Consider the following 21,957-nt stretch of genomic DNA (forward strand, 5'->3'; position numbering starts at 1 on the left):
AGGGACCGGGCGAACCGCCCGGCCCCTCGCCGCCTCTGACCTGCCGTCAGCCCATGTGCGGGTACGCGTAGTCGGTCGGCGGGACCAGCGTCTCCTTGATGGCGCGGGTCAGGGTCCAGCGCATCAGGTTCTGCGGGGCGCCCGCCTTGTCGTTGGTGCCGGAGGCACGGCCGCCGCCGAAGGGCTGCTGGCCGACGACGGCGCCGGTGGACTTGTCGTTGATGTAGAAGTTGCCGGCCGCGTACCGCAGCCTCTCCATCGTGTACGCCGCCGCCGCGCGGTCACCGGCGATGACCGAGCCGGTCAGGGCGTAGTCGGAGACGGACTCCATCTGGGTGAGCATCTCGTCGTACGTGTCGTCCTCGTAGACGTGCACGGCGAGGAACGGGCCGAAGTACTCGGTGGTGAAGACCTCGTTCTCCGGGTCGCTGCACTCCACGACCGTGGGGCGCACGAACCAGCCCACCGAGTCGTCGTAGGAGCCGCCCGCGACGATCGTGCAGGTGGGGTCCGCCTTGGCGCGCTCGATGGCCGCCTTGTTCTTGGCGAACGCGCGCTCGTCGATGACCGCGCCGAGGAAGTTGGACAGGTCGGTGACGTCACCCATGGTCAGGTAGTCGACCTCGGCCGCGAACTCCTCCTTGAAACCGGAGTTCCAGATGGAGGCGGGGATGTACGCCCGGGAGGTCGCCGAGCACTTCTGGCCCTGGTACTCGAAGGCGCCGCGGGTCAGGGCGGTCTTCAGGATCGCCTTGTCCGCGCTCGGGTGGGCGACGACGAAGTCCTTGCCGCCGGTCTCGCCGACCAGACGCGGGTAGGAGCGGTACTTCTCGATGTTGTTGCCGACCGTCTTCCACAGGTACTGGAAGGTCTTGGTCGAGCCGGTGAAGTGGATGCCCGCCAGGTCCCGGTGCTCCAGGGCGACCTTGGAGACCTCGATGCCGTCGCCGGTGACGAGGTTGATGACGCCCTTGGGCAGGCCGGCCTCCTCCAGGAGCTGCATGAGCAGGACGGCCGCGTGGGTCTGCGTCGGGGACGGCTTCCAGACGACGACGTTGCCCATCAGCGCGGGCGCGGTCGGCAGGTTGCCCGCGATCGCCGTGAAGTTGAACGGCGTGATCGCGTAGACGAAGCCCTCGAGCGGGCGGTGGTCGAGGCGGTTCCAGACGCCCGGCGAGTTCGCCGGGGGCTGCTCGGCGAGCAGGTCGCGGGCGTATTTGACGTTGAAGCGCCAGAAGTCGACGAGTTCGCAGGGGGTGTCGATCTCGGCCTGCTGGGCGGTCTTGGACTGGCCGAGCATGGTGGAGGCGGCCAGCGTCTCGCGCCAGGGGCCGGCGAGGAGTTCGGCGGCGCGCAGGATGATCGCGGCCCGGTCGTCGAAGGACATCGCACGCCAGGCGGGCGCGGCGGCGAGGGCCGCGTCGATGGCGTCCTGGGCGTCCGCCTGCGTGGCGTTGCGGTACGTGCCCAGCACCGCCTTGTGGTTGTGCGGCTGCACGACCTGGAAGGCCTCACCGCCGCCCATCCGCTTCTCGCCGCCGATGGTCATCGGCAGGTCGATCGGGTTCTCGGCCAGCTCCTTCAGCTTGATCTCGAGACGGGCGCGCTCGGGCGAGCCGGGGGCGTAGCCGTGCACCGGCTCGTTGACGGGGGTGGGGACCTGGGTCACAGCGTCCATGGGATCCGTAACTCCTTGTACGTGAGCGGGTGTTCGGGTCAGCCCTTGGTGAGGGTCGAGCGGACGAAGAAGAGCAGGTTCGCCGGCTTCTCCGCGAGGCGGCGCATGAAGTAGCCGTACCAGTCGGTGCCGTAGGCGGTGTAGACGCGCATGCGGTGGCCCTCGGCGGCGAGCCGCAGATGCTCGTCGCCGCGGATGCCGTACAGCATCTGGAACTCGTACTCGTCGAGCTTGCGCCCGGCCTTGCGGGCGAGTTCCTGCGCGATGGAGATCAGACGCGGGTCGTGGGAGCCGATCATCGGGTACCCGGTGCCCTCCATGAGCGTGCGCAGGACACGGACGTACGCCTTGTCGATCTCGTGCTTCTGCTGGTAGGCGACCTCGGCGGGCTCCTTGTAGGCGCCCTTCACCAGCCGCACCCGGCTGCCGGCGTCGGCGAGGCGTCGGGCGTCGGCCTCGGTGCGGAAGAGGTAGGCCTGGATGACACAGCCGGTCTGCGGGAAGTCCTTCCGCAGTTCCTCGTGGATGGCGAACATCGAGTCGAGGGTGGTGTGGTCCTCGGCGTCCAGCGTCACGGTCGTGCCGATGGCGGCGGCGGCCTCGACGACCGGGCGGACGTTCGCGAGGGCCAGCTCGTGGCCGCCGGGCAGCGCCTGGCCGAACATCGACAGCTTGACGGACATCTCGGCGCGGGTGCCCAGCTCCAGCTCACCCAGCCGCTCGATGAGCTCCAGGTAGGCGTCGCGGGCGGCCTCGGCCTGCTCCGGGGTGGTGATGTCCTCGCCGACGACGTCCATCGTCAGCTCCAGACCCCGGTCGGTGAGGTCCCTGACGATCGGCACGATGTCGTCGACCGTCTCGCCCGGGATGAAGCGGTCGACGACCTGCCTGGTCACCGGGGCCGCCGAGATCAGACGTCGCATCCGGTCGCTGCGCGACGCGGCAAGAATCACGGGACCCAGCACGGGGCACCTCCACAAACCAGCAGATAGAACCACCGTGAAACCTAAGGATCCCTCCGATCGTCGGCCATCGACAGCTGTCACGCATCCGTGCCGCAGATCTCAGACAGATGTATGAAGAGGCAGGGTTGTGCGGGAGAATGCCCGAGTGACAGCCGACGCCTCGTCCTTCCACCGAGCCGGTGACTACCAGGAGCTGGTCGACGAGATCTCCGAGCTTCTCGGGGTCCCCGCGACCCTGGAGAACCGCGACTTCGAGCTGATCGCCTTCGGGGCGTACGACAGCGAGGGCGACCTCGACCCCTCGGCGCTGGACCCGGTGCGCACCCGCTCGATCCTGACCCGCCGCTCGACGGCCGCCGTCCGGGCCTGGTTCGAGGGCTTCGGCATCACCCGGGCGACCGCTCCCGTCCGCATCCCGCCGACGCCGGAGGCGGGCGTGTACCGCGGCCGGATCTGTCTTCCCGTACGCCATCGGGGTGTCGTCCTCGGCTACGTCTGGCTGCTGGAGTCCGAGCCCGGCCCCACCGACGCCCAGCTCGCCGCCGCGATGGAGGTGACGGTCCGGATCGGCGCGCTGCTCGCCGACGAGGCACAGCACGGGGCCGACCTGAGCCGGGAGCTGCGGGCGGTGCTGACCGCCGAGCGGGGCTGGCGGGGTGAGATGGCGGTGGCGGCGCTGCGCACGGCCCTCGGCCCGCGCGGCGACGGCCCGCACGCGGTGGTGTGCGTCGCGCCCTGGCCGTCCGCCGACCCGGACGACGCCCCGTCCGCGCGTACGGTGCCGCACGCGACCGCGCTGTGCACCGTCCCCTGGGGCGCGGCCGCGCAGAGCCTGGCGGTCCTGGTCCGGCTGCGCTCGCCGGAGGTGCCCGCCCCGGCGCTGGCGGCGGCGCAGCGGCTGCTCGGGGAGGGTGCCCGCGCGGCCGGCCTGGGACAGGCCCGCACCGGTCTCACCGATCTCGCGACGTCCTGGCGGGAGGCCTCGGCGGCGGCCCGCGCGGCGCTCGCGGAACCGGCCCTCGGCCCGGTCGCGGAGTGGTCGCGCATCGGCCCGTACCGGCTGCTGACCGCCCTCCCCGCGGACACCGCCCACGACCCCGCCGTACGCCCCCTGCTCTCCCCCGCCCACCGTGAACTCGCCCGCACCGCCGAGACCTACCTCGACCGCGCGGGCCAGGCGGGCCGCACGGCGGCGGAGCTGGGCATCCACCGGCAGACGCTCTACTACCGCCTGTCCCGGGTCGAGCAGCTGACGGGCCTGGACCTGGACGACGGCGAGGACCGACTGCTGCTGCACATGGCGTTGAAGGGGGCGCGACTCTAGGCCCGAGGGGGCCGGCACCGCCGACCCCCCGCCATAAGGCGATGGCGCGACCGCGCTCGCCGGTGAGGTCCCGCACCCCCCCCGGCCTAGACCCCGTCGAGCGGGCGGAGGAAGCGGCGTTCGTAGCGCTTGATGCAGCGTGTGCGGCGCGCCAGTTCGAGGGCGTCCTGGCACTCCGGATCGGACGCGCTGTCCGTGCGGTACCGCTCGTAGGCGGCGAGGCTGGGGAACGAGAAGAGGGCGTAGGCGATGTCGCTGTCGCCCTCGCTCGGCAGGAAGTAGCCGTGGTGCGTCCCGCCGAGACGGTTGACGAGCCCCACCCAGCGGCGGCCGTACTCCTCGAAGTCCTCGATCTTGTCGGCGTCGATCTCGTATCTCAGATGAACCGTGATCATGCCTCCATGATGCAGCGGGCCGGCCGGGGGCCCGACGGCGGCCCCGCGCCCGCGCCCGGAGTCCGGCCGTCGGAACAATTATTGAAAATGATTGTCATCATGCTAGCGTCAGCGCACCCACCCTTGATCACCCCCTTACCCGGAGGGTCCCGTGCGCCTGCCCGCTCGCCGTCTGCTCCCCCTCACCGCCCTCACGGCGGCGTCCGCCCTGCTCACCGGATGCTTCTCGGGAGGCGACTCCGCCGCCCAGGGCGACGGCGAGGGCAAGCGGATCCGTGTCGCGATGATGCAGCCCCCGCGTTCCGAACTGTCGCCGCTGTCCGACGACGCGTTCAAGCTGTCCCGCTGGTCCACGGCCGAGACGCTGGTCGACCTGGACGAGGAGGGCGACGCCCGGCCCGCCCTCGCCACCGCGTGGCGGCAGTCCGGGAAGACCTGGACCTTCGAGATACGCGACGGCGTCACCTTCCACGACGGCACGAAGCTGGACGCCGAGGCCGTCGTACGGTCGCTCACCACCGCCGCCACCGCCGCCCCCAAGCCCCGCATCCTCGACGGCGTCGAGCTGACCGCGAAGGCGGTGGACGCCGACACCGTCACCGTCACGACCGCCGACGAGGACCCCCTGGTCCCGCAGCGCCTCAGCTCGCCGCAGCTGTCGATCCTCGCGGCGAAGGCATACCGCGGCAAGACCGTGAACCCGGTCGGCGCGGGCACCGGGGCCTTCGTGCTCACGAGGGTCGACGGCACCTCCTCCGCCACCCTCGACCGCTACGACGCCTACTGGGGCGGCAAGGCCAAGTCCCCCGGAATCGACGTGAAGTACGTGCCCGACGGCACCGCCCGCGCGGCGGCGTTGCGCAGCGGGGAGGCCGACATCGTGGAGGCGGTGCCCGTCTCGCAGGCCGCGCTGCTCGACGAGAAGCTCATCACCGAGGTACCGACGCCGCGCACCAACACCCTGTACCTCAACACCGCGAAGGGCGCCTTCAAGGACGCCTCGCTGCGTGCCGCCGCCCGCGAGGCCGTCGACGCCGAGGCGCTCGTCGACGGGGTGTACGAGGGCCGGGCCGATGCCGCCAAGGGGCTGCTCGGGCCGGCGCTGCCCTGGGCCGCCGAACTGCGTACGGACGTGCGGCGGACCAAGGCCGGTGAGCCGGACGGTGAGACCGTCACCATCGGCACGTACACCGACCGCTCCGAGATGCCCGAGGTCGCCGCCACGCTGCAACAGCAGCTCCAGAAGGCCGGGTTCAAGGTGAAGCTCGACGTCCGCGAGTACGCCAACATCGAGTCCGACGCGCTCGACGGCAGGTTCGACGCGTTCGTCCTCTCCCGCGCCACCGTCCTCGACTCCGGCGACCCGGCCGCCTACCTCTACAGCGACTTCGCCTCCGACGGCACCTTCAACCTCGCCCAGTTCTCCGACCGCACGGTCGACGCGGCACTGAAGAAGGCCACCGACACCAAGGTCGGCGACGCGCGCCGCAAGGCCGTCGTCGAGGCCGAGGGCGCGATCCTGGCCGCCGACGCCGCCGTCCCGCTGCTCCACGAGCGGGTGATCCAGGGGGACGCCGCCGGTGTCGTGGCCGCCGCGCACGACCCGCGCGAGCGTGAGCTCGTCACCGTGGACACGTACGTCAAGTGAAGTCCATGGCCCTCAAGTCGGTCGGCCCGGCCGCGCTGACCCGCTGCGTCTGTCTCCTCGCCGTCCTGGCCGTCGTCGGCCTGCTGCCCTGGCTCTCCCACCGGGACCCGGCGCTCACCGTGCTGCGCGCCCGCTCCGCGGAGCAGGAGGGCACCGACGAGGCACTGTCCGCGATCCGCGCCGACCTCGGTCTGGACGCCGGTCCCCTTTCCCTGCTGGGGAGTTGGGCCACCGACCTGCTGCATGGCGACCTCGGCACCTCCTGGGTGTCCGGGTACGACGTCCTGCCCTCCGTGGTCTCCGGCCTCCAGGTCTCGCTCGCCCTGATGGGCGCGGCGCTCGGCGTGGCGGTGCTGCTGGGCGCCGCCCTGGTGGTGCCGGTGCTGGTGCGCGGGCGCGGCACGTCCGGCGCGGTCGCCGCGATGACGGCCGCCGTACCGGAGTTCCTGCTGGCCATCGTGGCACTGCTGGTGTTCGGGGTGTGGCTGGGGTGGCTGCCGACGTCCGGCTGGCAGGGCCCGGAGTACATGGTGCTCCCCGCGCTCGCCCTCGGCGTCCCCGCGGGCGGCCTGCTCGGCCGGCTGGTCGCGGACGCGCTGCCCGCCGTCCTGGACGAGCGGTGGGTGGAGATGTGGCGGGGAGCGGGAGTACGCCGTACGACGATCTCGGCGGCCGCCCTCAAGCGCGTACTGCCGCCGCTGGTCCCGCAGTTCGGGATGGCCGCCGTCGGTCTGACCGGTGGCGCGGTCGCCGTGGAGCTGGTCTTCGCGGTGCCCGGCATCGGCCGCACCGCCCTCGGCGCGGCCCGCTCCCAGGACCTGCCCCTGCTCCAGGGCTCGGTGCTCGCCCTGCTGCTGCTCGGTCTCGCCGCGGGCGCCGCGGCCTCCCTCGTACGACGCCGGCTGCTGGGCCCCGCCCTGCGTGACGCGGGGCTGACGCTGCCCCCGCCGCGCCCGGTCCGCGTGCACCCGGCGGTACCGCTCGCCCTGGCCGCCGTCCTGGCGCTCACCATCGGCTGGGGCCTGCTGCGCGACCCGTACGCCGTGAACACCGGCGCCCGGCTCGCCGCCCCCTCCTGGCCCCACCCGCTCGGCACCGACGCCCTCGGCCGGGACGTCCTCGCCCGGCTCGGGCACGGGGCCGCCTCGACGGTCGGCACGGCCGCCGCCATCTGCCTGCTGGGCCTGGTGATCGCCCTGGCGCTCGGCTTCCTGCCCGGCGTCGCCGCGGGCGCGGCGGACATCGCCAACGCCCTGCCCCCGGTGATCGTCGGCATCCTCGTCGCCGCGGCCGTGGGACCCGGCACCGGCGGCACCGCCCTCGCGGTCGCCCTGATCTCGTGGCCGGCGCTGTCCGCGCACGCCGCGGCACTGGTGCAGGAGGTCCGGGCGTCCTCCTTCCTGATGGCCCAGCGTGCCATCGGCGCCACGCCGTGGTGGATCCTGACCCGGCACGTCCTGCCGTCGGTGGCCGCACCCGTGGCCCGCCACGCCCTCCTCCGCCTGCCCGGCATCGCCCTCGCCCTGGCCTCCCTGGGCTTCCTGGGCCTGGGCGCCCAGCCGCCCGCCCCGGAGTGGGGCCTGCTCCTCGACGAGTCCCGCGCCTACGTGGAACGCGCCCCCTGGGCCGCCCTCGCCCCGGCGGTGGCACTGGCCCTGCTGGCAGGACTCGCCGTGTCGGGGTCGGCGTACGCGCAGGGACGCGGCAGGACCACGAAGAAGGCCCCCGCCCCCGCAGGACGGACGACCGTGAAGGAGGCCCCCGTTGGAGTCTGAGGCGATGACGTACGAGGCACCGGAGCCCGGAGGGACGGTGGGGCACGAGCCGCCGACGCGCGGGACGACGGCACGCGAGGCGACGCCGCCCGAGGCGACGCGGTCCCAGGCAACGCGGTCCGAAGCGCCGCGGTCCAAGGCAACGCGGTCCAAGGCAACGCAGTCCAAGGCGCCGCAGTCCGAGCCGGCGGTCCCCGAGGCGCTCCTCTCCGTGCGCGACCTGCGTGTCTCCTTCGGCGGCGTCGAAGCCGTGCGCGGTGTCTCCTTCGACGTCCGTCCCCGCGAAGTCCTCGCGATCGTGGGTGAGTCGGGTGCGGGCAAGTCCCTCACCGCCCGGGCCCTCCTCGGCATGCTGCCGCGCGGCGCGACGACGACGGGAACCGTGCGCCCGGACCTCTCGGCCGAGCGCGGCAGGCGTATCGCGCTGGTCCCGCAGGACGCCCTGTCCGCGCTCTCCCCCGTGCACCCCGTGGGTGACCAACTCGCCGCCGCCGTACGCTCGGTGGCCCGCGTCTCCCGCGCCGAGGCACGGGACAGGGCGGTGGCCGCGCTCGACCGGGTCGGCATCCCCGACGCCGCCCGCCGGGCACGGGCGTATCCGCACGAGTTCTCCGGCGGTATGCGACAGCGCGCGGTCATCGCCATGGCCACGATCAACGACCCGGACGTCCTGGTCGCCGACGAACCCACCACGGCACTGGACGAGGAGCGCCGTGACCAGGTGCTGCGGGTCCTCACCGAGCGGCGTGAGGCCCTCGGGGCGGCGCTGGTCCTGGTCACGCACGACCTGGACGTCGTACGCGCCCACGCGGACCGGGCGCTGGTCATGTACGCCGGGAGGCTGACCGAACTCGGTCCCGCGCGGGAGGTGCTGGAGCGTCCGCTGGCCCCCTATACGGCGGGCCTGCTGGCGTCGTTGCCCCGACAGGCCCGCGCGCGACGCCTGCCCACCTTCCCCGGGACGCCCCCGACACCGGGCGCGCTCCCGCCGGGCTGCGCCTTCGCGCCCCGCTGCCATCACGCCACGGACGCCTGCCGGGACGAGGAGCCGCAGCCGCGGCGGGCCGCCGGGCGGCTGGTCGCCTGCCACCACTGGGAGAACGTGTGAGCACCCCTCTTCTCGACGTCCGCGACCTCGTGGTCCGCTACGGCACCGCCACCGCCGTGGACCACGTCTCCTTCGCCCTGGACGCCGGCGAGACCCTCGCCCTCAGCGGCCCCTCGGGCTGCGGCAAGTCCTCCACCGCGCTGGCCGTGCTCCAGCTGCGCCGCCCGCAGTCCGGCGAAGTCCGTTTCGAAGGGCGGGAGTTGACGCGCCTGACGGAACGCGAACTGCGCCCGCTGCGCCCGCGTATGCAGCCCGTCCTCCAGGACCCCTACGGCTCCCTGAGTCCCCGCCACCGCATCCGGGACGCGGTCGCCGAACCCCTGAGGGTCCACGGCCACTGGAACGCCACGGACGGCCCCGCCCGGGTGGCCGAACTCCTCGACCGGGTCGGCCTGGACCCCTCGTACGGGGACCGGCTCCCGCACGAGCTGTCCGGCGGCCAGTGTCAACGCGCCGGTATCGCCCGGGCGTTGGCCTCCGAACCGCGGCTGCTGGTGCTGGACGAACCGGTGTCGGCACTGGACCCCTCGGTGCGGGCCGGGGTGCTGAACCTGCTGGCCGACCTCCAGGACGAGCTGGGTCTCGGCTATCTCCTCATCTGCCATGACCGGGCCGTCGTACGGCACTTCGCGGACCGGGTGATCGAGATGCGGGACGGGCGGATCAGCCCCGGCTGAGCCCGTCGACGACCCGGCGCAGTCCCTCGGTGAGCTGCTCCGCGGTGGGCGCGGTCCTCGGGTCGAAGGTCCACTGGGCGATGAGGCCGGTCATCAGGGTGTTGTAGAGCTGCCCGACGGAGTCCACGTCCTCCTCCTCGACGTCCTCCTCGCGGCCGCCCATGAACAGCGGGATGATCCCGCGCGCGGCCTCGCGCTGAGCGCGCGCCAAATGGTCGCGCACCTCGGGCAGTTGGTCGCCCATGGCGATGATCTCCATGCTGAGGTGCCACATGGAGTCGGGCTCCCGCAGGGTGCGGATGATGCTCGCCCAGACCTCCTGGAAACGCTCGATCGAGCCCGGCGCGGCACCCGTGCCGGACTCCGGGGCGTCGGACCCCTCCCAGTCGTCGGACACCTCGCCCACCAGGGCGATGTAGGCCTCCGCGAGGAGCTTGTCCTTCGAGCCGTAGTGGTAGCCGATCGAGGCCAGGTTGGTCCCCGACTCCTTGACGATGTCGCGCGCGGTCGTGCGCACGAACCCCTTCGCCAGCAGGCAGCGCTTGGCGCCTTCGAGCAGATCCTCGCGGTGTCCCATGGCGGCCACCCTACCCCGCGTCCATACGACCGTCCCATACGGCCGTCCCATGCGCCTGCGCTACACGACCGTCCCATACGCTCGATCTATACATCCGTTCTAGACAAACGTTTAGGACGTCCGTACATTCCTCGGCATGACGAATTCGACGAGCACCACCCCACACGCCGGACGCCGGGAATGGACGGCGCTCACCGTGCTGATGCTCCCGCTGCTGCTGGTCTCGATGGACGTCTCCGTCCTCTACTTCGCGATCCCGTCGATCAGCGCCGAGCTGGAGCCGACCGGCACCCAGCAGCTGTGGATCTTCGACATCTACGCGTTCGCGCTGGCCGGCCTGCTGATGACGATGGGCTCGCTCGGCGACCGCATCGGCCACCGCAGGCTCCTGCTGATCGGCGCCGCCGCCTTCGGCACCGCCTCGCTGGTGGCGGCGTACGCGAACAGCGCCGAGACCCTGATCGCGGCCCGCGCGGTCCTCGGCATCGGCGGCGCCACCCTGATGCCGTCGACCATGGCCCTGCTGCGCACGATGTTCACCGACCCCGGCCAGCGCGCGAAGGCGATCGGCCTGTGGTCCGGCGTGATGACCGCCGGGATCGCGCTGGGCTCGGTGCTGAGCGGGGTGCTGGTCGAGTACTTCTGGTGGGGTTCGGTCTTCCTGGTCAACCTGCCCGCCATGGTCCTGCTGCTGGTCCTCGGCCCGGCGCTCCTCCCCGAGTCGAAAAACCCCGCCCCCGGCCGCTTCGACTGGCCGAGCGTCCCACTGTCGATGGCCGCCGTGCTCCCCGTGGTCTACGGCCTGAAGGAGCTCCCCTCGGAGGGCTGGAACGTCCGCTACGTCGTCTCGATCACCGTGGGCCTGCTCTTCGCGGCCCTCTTCGTCCACCGCCAGCGCACCACCGCCGCACCGATGATCGACCCGGTCCTGTTCCGTGGCCGCGGCTTCGCGCCGTCCGTCGCCCTGAACCTGGTCTCGGCGTTCGGGATCATGGGGTCGGCCTACTTCACCACCCAGTACCTGCAGTCGGTCCTCGACAAGAGCGCGCTGGAGGCGGCCCTGTGGGCGCTCCTGCCGTCCGTCCCCATCGGTGCGGCGGCGCCGGTCGCGACCGCCCTCGTCCAGAGGGGTGTGGCCCGGGCGCACGTCGTCACCGCGGGCTTCGCGATCTCCGCGGGCGGCTTCGCGCTGCTGTCCCTCGCCGGGACGGACTCGATGGCGCTGGTGCTGGTCTCCTGCGGGGTCCTCGCCGCCGGTGGCGTCACCGTGATGTCCCAGATCATGGACCTCGCTCTGGGCACCGCCCCGGTGGAGCGGGCCGGCAGCGCGTCCTCCCTGATGGAGACCGGCGCGGAGTTCGGCGGGGCGCTGGGGATGGCGGTGCTCGGATCGATCGGTACGGCCGTCTACCGCCACGAGATGCCGGGCACGGCGCCGGACGGGGCCCGCGAGACGCTGGGCGGGGCGCTGGCCGTCGCCGACCGGGTGCCGGGACTGGCGACCGTGGCGCGGGAGGCGTTCACCAGCGGGATGACCGGGGCGGCGATCGCGGGAGCGGTGGTCCTCACGGGGGCCGCGGGGCTGGCGGCGGTGACCCTGCGGGGCGTCGAGGTCCGGCCGCAGGCATGCGAAACGCCGGACGAGCCGAGCAAGCTCAGCGCGTCCGGCGTGTGAGGAGGAGGCCCTTGCGGGCCGAAGGCGAGGGCCCGGGGGCGCCAACCCCCGGACACCGCCACCTCAGACCAGGTTCACCGCACGGACCGACGTCGCGCCGATCTCCGTCTCGAGTTCGGTCAGCACCGCCGGCGGCACCGTGTCGTCCACGGTCAGCACGGCCAGCGCCTCGCCACCGGCGACCGAGCGGGACACCTGCATCCCGGCGATGTTGATGCCCGCCTCGCCGAAGACGCGGCCCACGGTGCCGACGACACCGGGACGGTCCTCGTACTTGAGGACGACCATGTGGTCGGCGAGCGCCAGGTCGACGTCGTAGTCGCCGACGGCCACGATCTTCTGGAGGTTCTTCGGGCCGGCCAGCGTGCCGGAGACCGCGACCTCCTCGCCGTTGCCGAGCGTGCCGCGCACGGTGACGACGTTGCGGTGGTCGGCCGACTCCGAGCTGGTCGTCAGCCGCACCTCGACGCCACGCTCCTGCGCGAACAGCGGGGCGTTGACGTACGACACGGTCTCGTCGACGACGTCCTCGAAGACACCCTTGAGGGCGGACAGCTCCAGCACCTTCACGTCGTGCTGGGTGATCTCGCCGTAGACCTCGACGTCGAGGCGGACCGCGACCTCACCCGCGAGCGCGGTGAAGATCCGGCCGAGGCGCTCGGCGAGCGGCAGACCCGGCTTGACGTCCTCGGCGATGACGCCGCCCTGGACGTTCACAGCGTCGGGGACCAGCTCACCGGCGAGAGCGAGGCGCACGGAGCGGGCGACGGCGATGCCGGCCTTCTCCTGGGCCTCGTCGGTGGAGGCGCCGAGGTGCGGGGTGCAGACGACCTCGTCGAGCTCGAAGAGCGGGGAGTCCGTGCAGGGCTCCTTCGCGTACACGTCGAGGCCGGCGCCGGCGACCCGGCCCTCCTTCAGCGCCGAGAACAGCGCCGCCTCGTCGACGATCCCACCGCGCGCGGCGTTGACGATGCGCACGCTCGGCTTGACCTTGTGCAGGGCCTCGTCGCCGATGAGACCGAGGGTCTCGGGGGTCTTGGGCAGGTGCACGGTGATGAAGTCGGAGACCTCGAGCAGCTCGTCGAGCGACAGCACCTTGACGCCCATCTGCGCGGCCCGCGCGGGCTGCACGTAGGGGTCGTAGGCGACGACCTTCATGCCGAACGCGGACATGCGCTGCGCGACCAGCGCGCCGATGCGGCCGAGGCCGACGACACCGAGGGTCTTCTCGGCGAGCTCGACGCCCGTGTACTTGCTGCGCTTCCACTCGCCGTTCTTCAGCGCGGTGTTGGCCTGCGGGATGTGGCGCGCGGTGGCAAGCAGCAGACCGCAGGCCAGCTCGGCGGCGGTGACGATGTTGGAGGTCGGGGCGTTGACGACCATCACGCCGGCCTTGGTGGCGGCGGAGACGTCCACGTTGTCCAGGCCGACGCCGGCTCGCGCGACGACCTTCAGCTTGTTCGCGGCGGCGATCGCCTCGGCGTCGACCTTGGTGGCCGAGCGGATCAGGATCGCGTCGACGTCGGCGATGGCGGGCAGCAGCTCGGCGCGGTCAGCGCCGTTGCAGTGCCGGATCTCGAAGTCGGGGCCAAGCGCGTCGACGGTCGCGGGCGACAGCTCTTCAGCGATGAGTACGACAGGTTTCGAGCTCACGTGAGTCCTCACAAGTCCAGTGCGGTCGGCCGTCCCGACGGCCGCAGGCGGTGGAGGGAGCGGCGCCGGGGAAGTGCGGGTTCGTTCCCGGTGTCGCTGTAGCCGCGTGGAAGACGCACGACGCTGTGGGCCTGACGCGTATTAGTGCAGCAGTGTAGTGGCGCCGCCGACGTCGCTCCGCGCCGCTACGGAAGTATCACCCGTCCGTGGGTGGACGGGGTGGACAACGCCTCGGGCCGCTCTGGACCGGGGTGTCGTCCGAGGTGGCCGAAGGGGCCGGGGCCGTTCGCCCCGGCCCCTTCGGGCCCGAGGCTCACGCCTCCTCGTTCACCCAGCTCATCAGCTTGCGCAGCTGCTTGCCGGTGGTCTCCAGCAGGTGCTCGGAGTCCTGCTGCTTGTACTCGTTGTACTTCTTCAGACCGCCGTGGTACTCGGCCATCCACTCACGCGCGAAGGTGCCGTCCTGGATCTCGGCGAGGATCTTCTTCATCTCGGCCTTGGTGGCGTCGGTGATGATCCGCGGGCCGGTGACGTAGTCGCCCCACTCGGCGGTCTCGGAGACCGACCAGCGCATCTTCTCCAGGCCGCCCTCGTACATGAGGTCCACGATGAGCTTCAGCTCGTGCAGGCACTCGAAGTACGCGATCTCCGGCTGGTAGCCCGCCTCGGTCAGCGTCTCGAAACCGGCCTTGACCAGCGCGGCCGTGCCACCGCAGAGAACGGCCTGCTCGCCGAAGAGGTCGGTCTCGGTCTCCTCGGTGAAGGTCGTCTTGATGACGCCCGCGCGGGTGCCGCCGATGCCCTTGGCGTACGACAGGGCCAGCGGGAAGGCGTTGCCCGTGGCGTCCTGCTCGACGGCCGCGATGCACGGAACGCCGCGACCCTCCTCGTACTGACGACGGACCAGGTGGCCCGGGCCCTTCGGGGCGACCATGCAGACGTCGACGCCGGCCGGGGGCTTGATGAAGTCGAAGCGGATGTTCAGACCGTGGCCGAAGAACAGCGCGTCGCCGTCGTTGAGGTTGTCCTTGATGGACTCCTCGTAGACCTGGGCCTGGATCGGGTCCGGCACCAGGATCATGATGACGTCGGCCTCGGCGGCGGCCTCCGACGGGGTCACCACGCGCAGGCCCTGCTCCTCGGCCTTGGCCTTGGACTTCGAGCCCTCGTGCAGACCCACGCGGACGTCCACACCCGAGTCGCGCAGCGACAGCGCGTGGGCGTGGCCCTGGCTGCCGTAACCGATGACCGCGACCTTGCGGCCCTGGATGATGGACAGGTCGGCGTCGGCGTCGTAGAACAGCTCGGCCACTTTGGGTTCTCTCCTTGAGTGCAGATGGTGCGTCCCACCGTATGACGGCGGGCTGAGGTGAGGTCTCGGGGTCTCGGTATACGGGCGGCCGGTGTCACCCGGCCGCCCGGAACCGCGTCACGCCGAACGGTCGAGGGCGCGCAGCGAGCGGTCCGTGATCGAGCGGGCGCCGCGGCCGATGGCGATCGTGCCGGACTGGACGAGCTCCTTGATGCCGAACGGCTCCAGCATCTTCAGCATCGCCTCCAGCTTGTCGCTGCCGCCGGTGGCCTCGATGGTGACGGCCTCCGGGGAGACGTCGACGGTCTTGGCGCGGAACAGCTGGACGATCTCGACGATCTGCGAGCGTGTCTCGTTGTCGGCGCGCACTTTCACCAGAACGAGTTCGCGCTGGACGGCGTTCGACGGCTCCAGTTCGACGATCTTGAGCACCTCGACGAGCTTGTTGAGCTGCTTGGTGACCTGCTCCAGCGGCAGCGCGTCGACGCTCACCACGATCGTGATGCGGGAGATGTCGGCGTGCTCGGTGACCCCCACGGCGAGCGAGTCGATGTTGAAGCCGCGGCGGGAGAACAGCGCGGCGATCCGGGCCAGGATGCCCGGCTTGTTCTCCACCAGGACGGAGAGCGTGTGCTTGGACATGATCTTTTACGTCTCTCTCGCTCAGTCGTCTTCGTTGTCGCCGAAGTCGGGGCGGACGTCCCGGGCGGCCATGATCTCGTCGTTGGAGGTGCCGGCGGCGACCATCGGCCACACCATCGCGTCCTCGTGGACGATGAAGTCGATGACGACCGGGCGGTCGTTGATGGAGTTCGCCTCTTCGATGACCTTGTCGAGGTCGTCCGGTGACTCGCAGCGGATCGCGTGGCAGCCCATGGCCTCCGACAGCTTCACGAAGTCGGGGACGCGGGTGCCGCGGGCCTCGGGGTTGACGTCGTCGGGACCGGAGTGCAGCACGGTGTTGGAGTACCGCTGGTTGTAGAAGAGGGTCTGCCACTGGCGGACCATCCCGAGGGCGCCGTTGTTGATGACGGCGACCTTGATCGGGATGTTGTTCAGGGCGCAGGTGGTGAGTTCCTGGTTGGTCATCTGGAAGCAGCCGTCGCCGTCGATCGCCCAGACCGCCTTGTCCGGCGCTCCGGCCTTGGCGCCCATCGCGGCCGGGACCGCGTAGCCCATCGTTCCGGCGCCGCCGGAGTTCAGCCAGGTCGCGGGCTTCTCGTACTGGATGTAGTGCGCGGCCCACATCTGGTGCTGGCCGACGCCCGCGGCGAAGATCGTGCCCTCCGGCGCGAGCCGGCCGATGCGCTCGATGACCTGCTGCGGGGAGAGCGTGCCGTTGGTGGGGTGGTCGTAGCCCAGCGGGTAGGTGTCGCGCCAGCGGTTGAGGTCCTTCCACCAGGCGCTGTAGTCGCCCTGGTGACCCTCGCTGTGCTCCTTCTGCACCGCCTGGATCAGGTCGGCGATGACCTCGCGCGCGTCACCGACGATCGGCACGTCCGCGGCCCGGTTCTTGCCGATCTCGGCCGGGTCGATGTCGGCGTGGACGATCTTGGCGTACGGGGCGAAGCTGTCCAGCTTGCCGGTGACGCGGTCGTCGAAGCGGGCTCCGAGGGCGACGATCAGGTCGGCCTTCTGCAGCGCGGTGACGGCGGTGACCGCACCGTGCATGCCCGGCATTCCCACGTGCAGCGGGTGGCTGTCGGGGAACGCGCCGAGCGCCATCAGGGTGGTGGTGACGGGCGCTCCGGTGAGCTCGGCGAGAACCTTGAGCTCGGCGGTGGCGTGTGCCTTGAGGACACCGCCGCCGACGTAGAGGACGGGCCGCTTGGCGTTGGTGATGAGCTTCGCGGCCTCGCGGATCTGCTTGGCGTGCGGCTTGGTGACGGGCCGGTAGCCGGGCAGGTCCATGACGGGCGGCCAGGAGAAGGTGGTCCGCGCCTGGAGGGCGTCCTTGGCGATGTCGACCAGGACCGGGCCGGGGCGACCGGTGGAGGCGATGTGGAACGCCTGCGCGATCACACGCGGGATGTCCTCGGCCTTGGTGACCAGGAAGTTGTGCTTGGTGATCGGCATGGTGATGCCGACGATGTCCGCCTCCTGGAAGGCGTCCGTGCCGATCGCCTTGGACGCGACCTGGCCGGTGATCGCCACGAGCGGCACCGAGTCCATGTGCGCGTCGGCGATCGGGGTCACCAGGTTGGTGGCGCCGGGTCCGGAGGTCGCCATGCAGACGCCGACCTTGCCGGTGGCCTGCGCGTAGCCGGTGGCCGCGTGGCCGGCGCCCTGCTCGTGGCGGACCAGGACGTGGCGCACCCGCCGGGAGTCCATCAGCGGGTCGTACGCGGGCAGGATCGCACCGCCGGGGATGCCGAATACCGTCTCGGCGCCGACCTCCTCGAGAGAGCGGATGAGGGACTGCGCGCCCGTGACGTGCTCGGGGGCGGACTGCTGTCCTCCGGATCGGGGCCGCGGCTGCGGATGGTGGGCCCCGGTGGCCTGCTCGGTCATCGTCATTCTCTTCTCGATGCTGAGGGTTTTTGCGAGGTTTGTACGGTGTGCTGCTTTTTACGCCTGGATCCTGTGCAACAAAAAACCCCTCGTGCCAAGAGGCAAGCGAGGGGAGCGCGCCGGGAGTGGTCGCTGGGAGTTCCGGGTCCGCCCGGACGTCACCAGCTCAGCCGACGCGCTTGCCAAGTACGAGAATTCGGGTGCGCATGGCACTGACCCTCCCCCCGGCGCACACCACGTGTCAAGTGGGTGGGACGGGAGTCTCATTATGTGAGCGCCGGGCACTGCCGCCTCCGAGAACAGCGGGGACCCCACTTGTGTACACCCCCACGCCTCCTCCCGCGAACGCGGGCTCCGCCGGACCGTTCGGCACCGGATAATGGCCGGAAGCGAGCGCTCGGCGCAGCCGGTACTCGTCCAGCGGGCCGGAGAAAGCCATCCCCTGCCCGTGGGTGCAGCCCATCGCCCGCAGCGCCACGACCTGCTCGGGCAGGTCCACGCCGTCGGCCACGGACTGCAGCCCCAGATCCCCGGCGATCCTGAGCAGCCCGTTGGTGATCTTGTGCAGCCGCGCGGACTCCACGACCCCGTCCACCAGACTGCGGTCGAGTTTGAGCACGTCGACCGGGAGCCTGCGCAGTGCGGTGATCGCCGCGTATCCGCTGCCGAAGCCGTCCAGGGCGATCCGCACGCCGAGTCTGCGCAGCGCGCTCAGCCGGCGTTCCAGTTCGTCCAGGGAGACCCGGGGATCGGTTTCGGACAGTTCGATCACCAGGGACCCGGACGGCAGCCCGTGCCGGGTCAGCAGCGCCTCGATCGAGCCGAGCGGCAGCGACCGGTCCAGCAGTCTTCTGGCGCTCATCCGGACCGTCACCGGCACGGACAGCCCGGTCGCGGTGCGCTCGGCGGCCTGTTCGACGGCTCGTTCCAGCATCCAGCGGCTCAGCTCGGCGGTCCTGTCGCTGTCCTCGGCCACTCGCAGGAACTCGGCCGGCGTGAAGAGCACCCCTTGTGAGGACCGCCAGCGCGCCTGGGCGGCGACCGATGTGATCCGGCCGTCCTCCAGACAGACCACCGGCTGGTGCAGCAGCGCGAACTCACCGTCGTGCAGCGCGGCCCGCAGACGCGTGGCCAGCTCCGCCTTGCGTACGACGTCCTGCTGCATCTGAGGCGCGTACAGCTCGACGCGTCCCTTTCCGGCCGACTTGGCGCGGTACATCGCGAGGTCGGCGTTGCGCAGGATCTCGCCCGCGCCCAGGCCCGGCTCGGCGAAGGCGACGCCGATGGAGGCGGCGACGCGGACATCGTTGCCGTCGATGAGGTAGGGCTGCGAGAGGGTGATCCTGAGGCGGTCGGCGAGCTCCAGGATGTGGCGCTCCCGGGCGGCGCGGTCCCGGGTGCCGTCCCCGACGATCAGGGCCGCGAACTCGTCGCCGCCCAGCCTGGAGGCGGTGTCGCCGTGCCGGACGGCGTCCTGGAGTCTGCGGGCGGCCTGGACGAGCAGTTCGTCCCCGGCCTGGTGCCCGATCGTGTCGTTGACGGCCTTGAAGCCGTCGAGGTCGATGAAGAGAACGGCCGTGCCACGAGCAGCAGCGCCGCGGTCGGAGGAGCGGCGGCCGGAGAGCGCCTGCTGGACCCGCTTGGTGAACAGGGCGCGGTTGGGCAGGTCGGTGAGCGGGTCGTGCTCGGCGTTGTGCTGGAGCTGCGCCTGCAGACGCACCCTCTCGGTCACGTCCCGGCTGTTGAAGATGAGTCCGCCGTGATGACGGTTGACGGTGGACTCGACATTCAGCCAGCCGCCGTCACCGGACCGGAAGCGGCACTCGATGCGCGTAGTGGGTTCCTCCAGCGGGCTGGCGGCGAGGAAGCGGCGCACCTCGTGCACCACGCAGCCCAGGTCCTCCGGGTGGATGAGATGGGCCAGCTCGGTGCCCACCAGGTCCTCCGCGGGGCAGCCGTAGACACCCGCGGCGGCCGGGGAGACGTAGCGGAGGATGCCGTTGGGCGCGGCGATCATGATGACGTCGCTGGAACCCTGCACCAGGGAGCGGAAGTGGTTCTCCTTCTGCGCCAGTTCCTGGGTGAGGGTGATGTTGTCGAGCAGCATGATGCCCTGGCGCACCACGAGGGCGAGCACGACGGTGCCACCGGTGAGGAGCACCACCCGGTCGACGCTGTGGCCGTCGAGGACGTTGTAGAGGATCCCCAGGGTGCAGACGGCGGCGGCGAGATACGGCGTGAGGGCGGAGAGGGACCCGACGATGGGTCCCGCGGCCGGATACCGGCTGTGATCACCTCCCTGCGGGGGCGCGTGGTGGTGGCCGCCGCCGCGCTGCCCCGGCAGGTGTTCGTGGACCACGCGCGTGTACCCGGTGCCGTCCTGCCGCGCCCCGTCCGGGCCCGCGCCGGCCGGCTGCCCGTGCCGGGGTGCGGCCCAGGGCGCGTAGGCGAGCAGGAGCGAGCCCGCGAACCAGCCCGCGTCCAGCAACTGGCCGGACCGGTAGGCGTTCTGCACCAGCGGCGAGGTGAACAGGGCGTCGCACATGACGGTCAGCGCGAGCGCGCCGATCGCGGTGTTGACCGCGGAGCGGTTCACCGCCGAGCGCCGGAAGTGCAGCGCGAGCACCATGCTGACCAGGGCGATGTCCAGCAGTGGGTACGCCAGCGACAGCGCGGTCTGCGAGACGCTCGACCCCTCGGACCGCGCCGCCTGGGCGAGGGCGAGGCTCCAGGAGAGCGTGAGCAGCGAGCCGCCGATCAGCCAGGCGTCCAGGCCCAGACAGACCCAACCCGCCTTCGTCACCGGCCGTTTGGCGAGGACCAGCAGGCCCACGATGGCGGGCGGCGCGAAGCACAGGAAGAACGCGTCGGCGTAACTGGGGCTCGGCACGGGCCGTTGCAGAACGACCTCGTACCAGCCCCAGACCAGGTTGCCCAGGGAGGCCATGGCCGAGGAGAGGGCGAACAGCGTCCAGGCGAGCCGGAAGCGGACGCGGCGGTTACGGGCGTAGAGGAAGCAGGAGACCGCGGCGATGGCCGCCGCGGCGCTCAGCCCGAAGTCGCCCATGATCAGCGCGACTTCCTCGGAGCCCCAGCCGACCGCGGAACCGACGGCGTACACCGCGCACACCAGGGCCAGGAGGAGTTGGTGGACCATGCTCGTCCGGCTGCCGGGGTACGGCGGCCGGGGCAGCAGCGACCCTGGCGAAGGCTGTGCCCGCAGCGCTCCGTTGAGGGTGGTCGTGGGAGGCGGCGGCGAGGTCACCGGGTCCTCCCGGTCCGCGCCGCTCCAGGGTCCCGGGAGTCCGGGGTCGCTGGATGCGCATGCCTCCTGCGGCTGCTGTGCCGGCGGTGGTGATGGCTGTGACGGCAGGTGTGGCTGCCGTGGTGACCGCGTCTGCGCGCGGCCGTGCGCCAGGGTCGCCGTCGGCGGCTTCGCCGCGTCGGATCGTTCGTCCATAGACCGTGCATCGCCCGTCGCCCCCCTCACAGTCTGAAATGTCCATCCCCGGCGCCGAACGGTGCGCGGCGCAGCCCCTGTCGGGACGATACACCAGTCTCGTCACTCAGGGACATAGTTCCTCTACGCTCCGTGACCGTCCACGGGAGTGCGGGTACGGACCGCGTCCGGGAGGTGGCGGACGGTGCCGGAAACGGATTGCGTGCCTCTCGCTCCGGGGCTCAGGCGTCGGCGGAACCCGTCGTGAGGATCACGTTGCGCAGGGGCTCCTGGTTCACGAAACGCCCCAACTGGTCCGCCAGCAGCCGCTTTGCGCGCGGCAGGAACGCGGACGTCGGGCCGCCCACGTGCGGGGTGATGAGCACGCCCGGCACCTGCCACAACGGGTGCCCCGCGGGCAGCGGTTCGGGGTCGACGACGTCCAGTGCCGCCGTGATGCGGCCGCTCTCCAGTTCGGCGAGCAGTGCCTTGGTGTCGACCACGCCACCGCGCGCGACGTTCACCAGGAGGGCGCCGTCCTTCATCCGGGCCAGGAACTCGGCGTCCACCAGGCCCCGGGTGGTCTCGTTCAACGGCGTCGAGAGGATGACGACGTCCGCCTCGGGAAGCAGGGCGGGCAGGTCGCCGAGCGGGTGCACCGGTCCGCGCTCCGTGGTGCGCGCGGAGCGCGCGACGCGCACCACCCGCGCGACCTCGAACGGCACGAGCCGGTCCTCGATCGCGGCGCCGATGGCGCCGTAGCCGACGACGAGCACGCTCTTGTCGGCGAGTGCGGGGTGGAAGTCGCCCTGCCAGTGCTCCTGTTGCTGCGCGCGCACGAAGCCGGGGATGCCGCGCAGCGAGGCCAGCGTCAGGGTCAGGGCGAGTTCGGCGGTGCTCGCCTCGTGCACACCGCGCGCGTTGCACAGCGGTACACCGGGGGCGACGTCGTCCAGCCGTGCGAGGACGTCGTCGACGCCCGCCGTGAGGGTCTGCACGAGCCGCAGGTTCCGCATCTCCTTGAGCGGGCGGACCTTCACGTCCTGTCGCTTCATGTAGGGCACCACGTACACGGCACAGTCGGCCGGGTCGCCGGGGAAGGGCTGCCGCCCGTCCTCGCCGCCGTCCCAGAAAAGGTAGGTGGGCCCTTCGGGGAGCCCGGCGATCTCGTCCGGCGGGATGGGGAGCCACACGTCAGCAGCGGTCATGGGCACGAGGCT

16 protein-coding genes are annotated in these 21,957 nt (G+C 71.5%); 6 read left to right on the plus strand and 10 right to left on the minus strand.

Annotation, left to right across the window (positions count from 1 at the left end; translation table 11 throughout):
• Window positions 1-46 precede the first annotated feature (46 nt).
• The gene (gene pruA, locus ACZ56U_RS11895) at window positions 47-1,678 is read right to left on the minus strand and encodes an L-glutamate gamma-semialdehyde dehydrogenase (RefSeq protein ID WP_469083902.1); all 1,632 of its coding nucleotides are present in this window, start codon (window positions 1,676-1,678) and stop codon (window positions 47-49) included.
• Between the two features lie 38 nt (window positions 1,679-1,716).
• A complete protein-coding gene (locus ACZ56U_RS11900) occupies window positions 1,717-2,643 on the minus strand; it encodes a proline dehydrogenase family protein (protein WP_469083903.1) in 927 nt (308 codons plus the stop codon).
• 145 nt (window positions 2,644-2,788) lie between these two features.
• On the opposite strand from ACZ56U_RS11900, the gene ACZ56U_RS11905 reads away from it, so the two are divergent.
• On the plus strand, window positions 2,789-3,967 hold the full coding sequence (locus ACZ56U_RS11905) for a PucR family transcriptional regulator (protein ID WP_469083904.1): 1,179 nt from the start codon (window positions 2,789-2,791) through the stop codon (window positions 3,965-3,967).
• An 86-nt stretch (window positions 3,968-4,053) separates the two neighbouring features.
• Here the strand turns inward: ACZ56U_RS11905 and ACZ56U_RS11910 are convergent, their stop codons facing one another.
• On the minus strand, window positions 4,054-4,362 hold the full coding sequence (locus tag ACZ56U_RS11910) for an NIPSNAP family protein (RefSeq protein ID WP_469083905.1): 309 nt from the start codon (window positions 4,360-4,362) through the stop codon (window positions 4,054-4,056).
• Window positions 4,363-4,513: 151 nt separating this feature from the next.
• Here ACZ56U_RS11910 and ACZ56U_RS11915 point away from each other — a divergent pair, with 151 nt between their 5' ends.
• From ACZ56U_RS11915 to ACZ56U_RS11930, 4 genes are read left to right on the plus strand one after another with little or no spacing between them, the layout of a single operon-like run.
• Window positions 4,514-6,010 carry an ABC transporter substrate-binding protein gene (locus ACZ56U_RS11915; RefSeq protein WP_469083906.1) on the plus strand — a complete coding sequence of 499 codons (1,497 nt, stop codon included), beginning with the start codon at window positions 4,514-4,516 and terminating at the stop codon, window positions 6,008-6,010.
• A 5-nt stretch (window positions 6,011-6,015) separates the two neighbouring features.
• Window positions 6,016-7,785 (plus strand): ABC transporter permease subunit, encoded by a 1,770-nt coding sequence (locus ACZ56U_RS11920; RefSeq protein ID WP_469083907.1) that lies wholly within the window; start codon window positions 6,016-6,018, stop codon window positions 7,783-7,785.
• The gene (locus ACZ56U_RS11925; protein WP_469083908.1) at window positions 7,775-8,893 is read left to right on the plus strand and encodes an ABC transporter ATP-binding protein; all 1,119 of its coding nucleotides are present in this window, start codon (window positions 7,775-7,777) and stop codon (window positions 8,891-8,893) included. The genes ACZ56U_RS11920 and ACZ56U_RS11925 overlap by 11 nt, the downstream gene beginning before the upstream one ends.
• Window positions 8,890-9,570, plus strand: coding sequence for an ATP-binding cassette domain-containing protein (locus ACZ56U_RS11930; RefSeq protein ID WP_469083909.1), 681 nt, complete (start codon window positions 8,890-8,892; stop codon window positions 9,568-9,570). Before ACZ56U_RS11925 ends, ACZ56U_RS11930 begins: the two co-directional genes overlap by 4 nt.
• Here ACZ56U_RS11930 and ACZ56U_RS11935 read toward each other — a convergent pair.
• Entirely contained in the window at window positions 9,557-10,147 is a 591-nt protein-coding gene (locus ACZ56U_RS11935) for a TetR/AcrR family transcriptional regulator (protein WP_469083910.1), read from the minus strand. The genes ACZ56U_RS11930 and ACZ56U_RS11935 overlap by 14 nt on opposite strands.
• A 136-nt stretch (window positions 10,148-10,283) precedes the next feature.
• Between ACZ56U_RS11935 and ACZ56U_RS11940 the strand changes: the two genes are divergently transcribed.
• Window positions 10,284-11,822, plus strand: a complete 1,539-nt coding sequence (locus ACZ56U_RS11940) for an MFS transporter (protein ID WP_469083911.1) — start codon at window positions 10,284-10,286, stop codon at window positions 11,820-11,822.
• 63 nt (window positions 11,823-11,885) lie between these two features.
• Here ACZ56U_RS11940 and serA read toward each other — a convergent pair whose 3' ends face one another.
• The 6 genes from serA to ACZ56U_RS11970 all read right to left on the minus strand — a co-directional run bounded on the left by serA (window position 11,886) and on the right by ACZ56U_RS11970 (window position 21,945).
• Window positions 11,886-13,475: a phosphoglycerate dehydrogenase gene (gene serA / locus ACZ56U_RS11945; RefSeq protein WP_469083912.1), complete on the minus strand. Its 1,590-nt coding sequence runs from the start codon at window positions 13,473-13,475 to the stop codon at window positions 11,886-11,888.
• A gap of 313 nt (window positions 13,476-13,788) precedes the next feature.
• Window positions 13,789-14,787, minus strand: a complete 999-nt coding sequence (ilvC, locus tag ACZ56U_RS11950; protein ID WP_469083913.1) for a ketol-acid reductoisomerase — start codon at window positions 14,785-14,787, stop codon at window positions 13,789-13,791.
• 117 nt (window positions 14,788-14,904) lie between these two features.
• The gene (ilvN, locus tag ACZ56U_RS11955; RefSeq protein ID WP_469083914.1) at window positions 14,905-15,429 is read right to left on the minus strand and encodes an acetolactate synthase small subunit; all 525 of its coding nucleotides are present in this window, start codon (window positions 15,427-15,429) and stop codon (window positions 14,905-14,907) included.
• A 21-nt stretch (window positions 15,430-15,450) separates the two neighbouring features.
• Window positions 15,451-17,304 (minus strand): acetolactate synthase large subunit, encoded by a 1,854-nt coding sequence (locus tag ACZ56U_RS11960; protein WP_469083915.1) that lies wholly within the window; start codon window positions 17,302-17,304, stop codon window positions 15,451-15,453.
• Between the two features lie 235 nt (window positions 17,305-17,539).
• The gene (locus ACZ56U_RS11965) at window positions 17,540-20,563 is read right to left on the minus strand and encodes a putative bifunctional diguanylate cyclase/phosphodiesterase (protein WP_469083916.1); all 3,024 of its coding nucleotides are present in this window, start codon (window positions 20,561-20,563) and stop codon (window positions 17,540-17,542) included.
• A gap of 416 nt (window positions 20,564-20,979) precedes the next feature.
• The gene (locus ACZ56U_RS11970; protein WP_469083917.1) at window positions 20,980-21,945 is read right to left on the minus strand and encodes a 2-hydroxyacid dehydrogenase; all 966 of its coding nucleotides are present in this window, start codon (window positions 21,943-21,945) and stop codon (window positions 20,980-20,982) included.
• Window positions 21,946-21,957 lie beyond the last annotated feature (12 nt).

Source organism: Streptomyces sp. NPDC034103 (assembly GCF_055575395.1).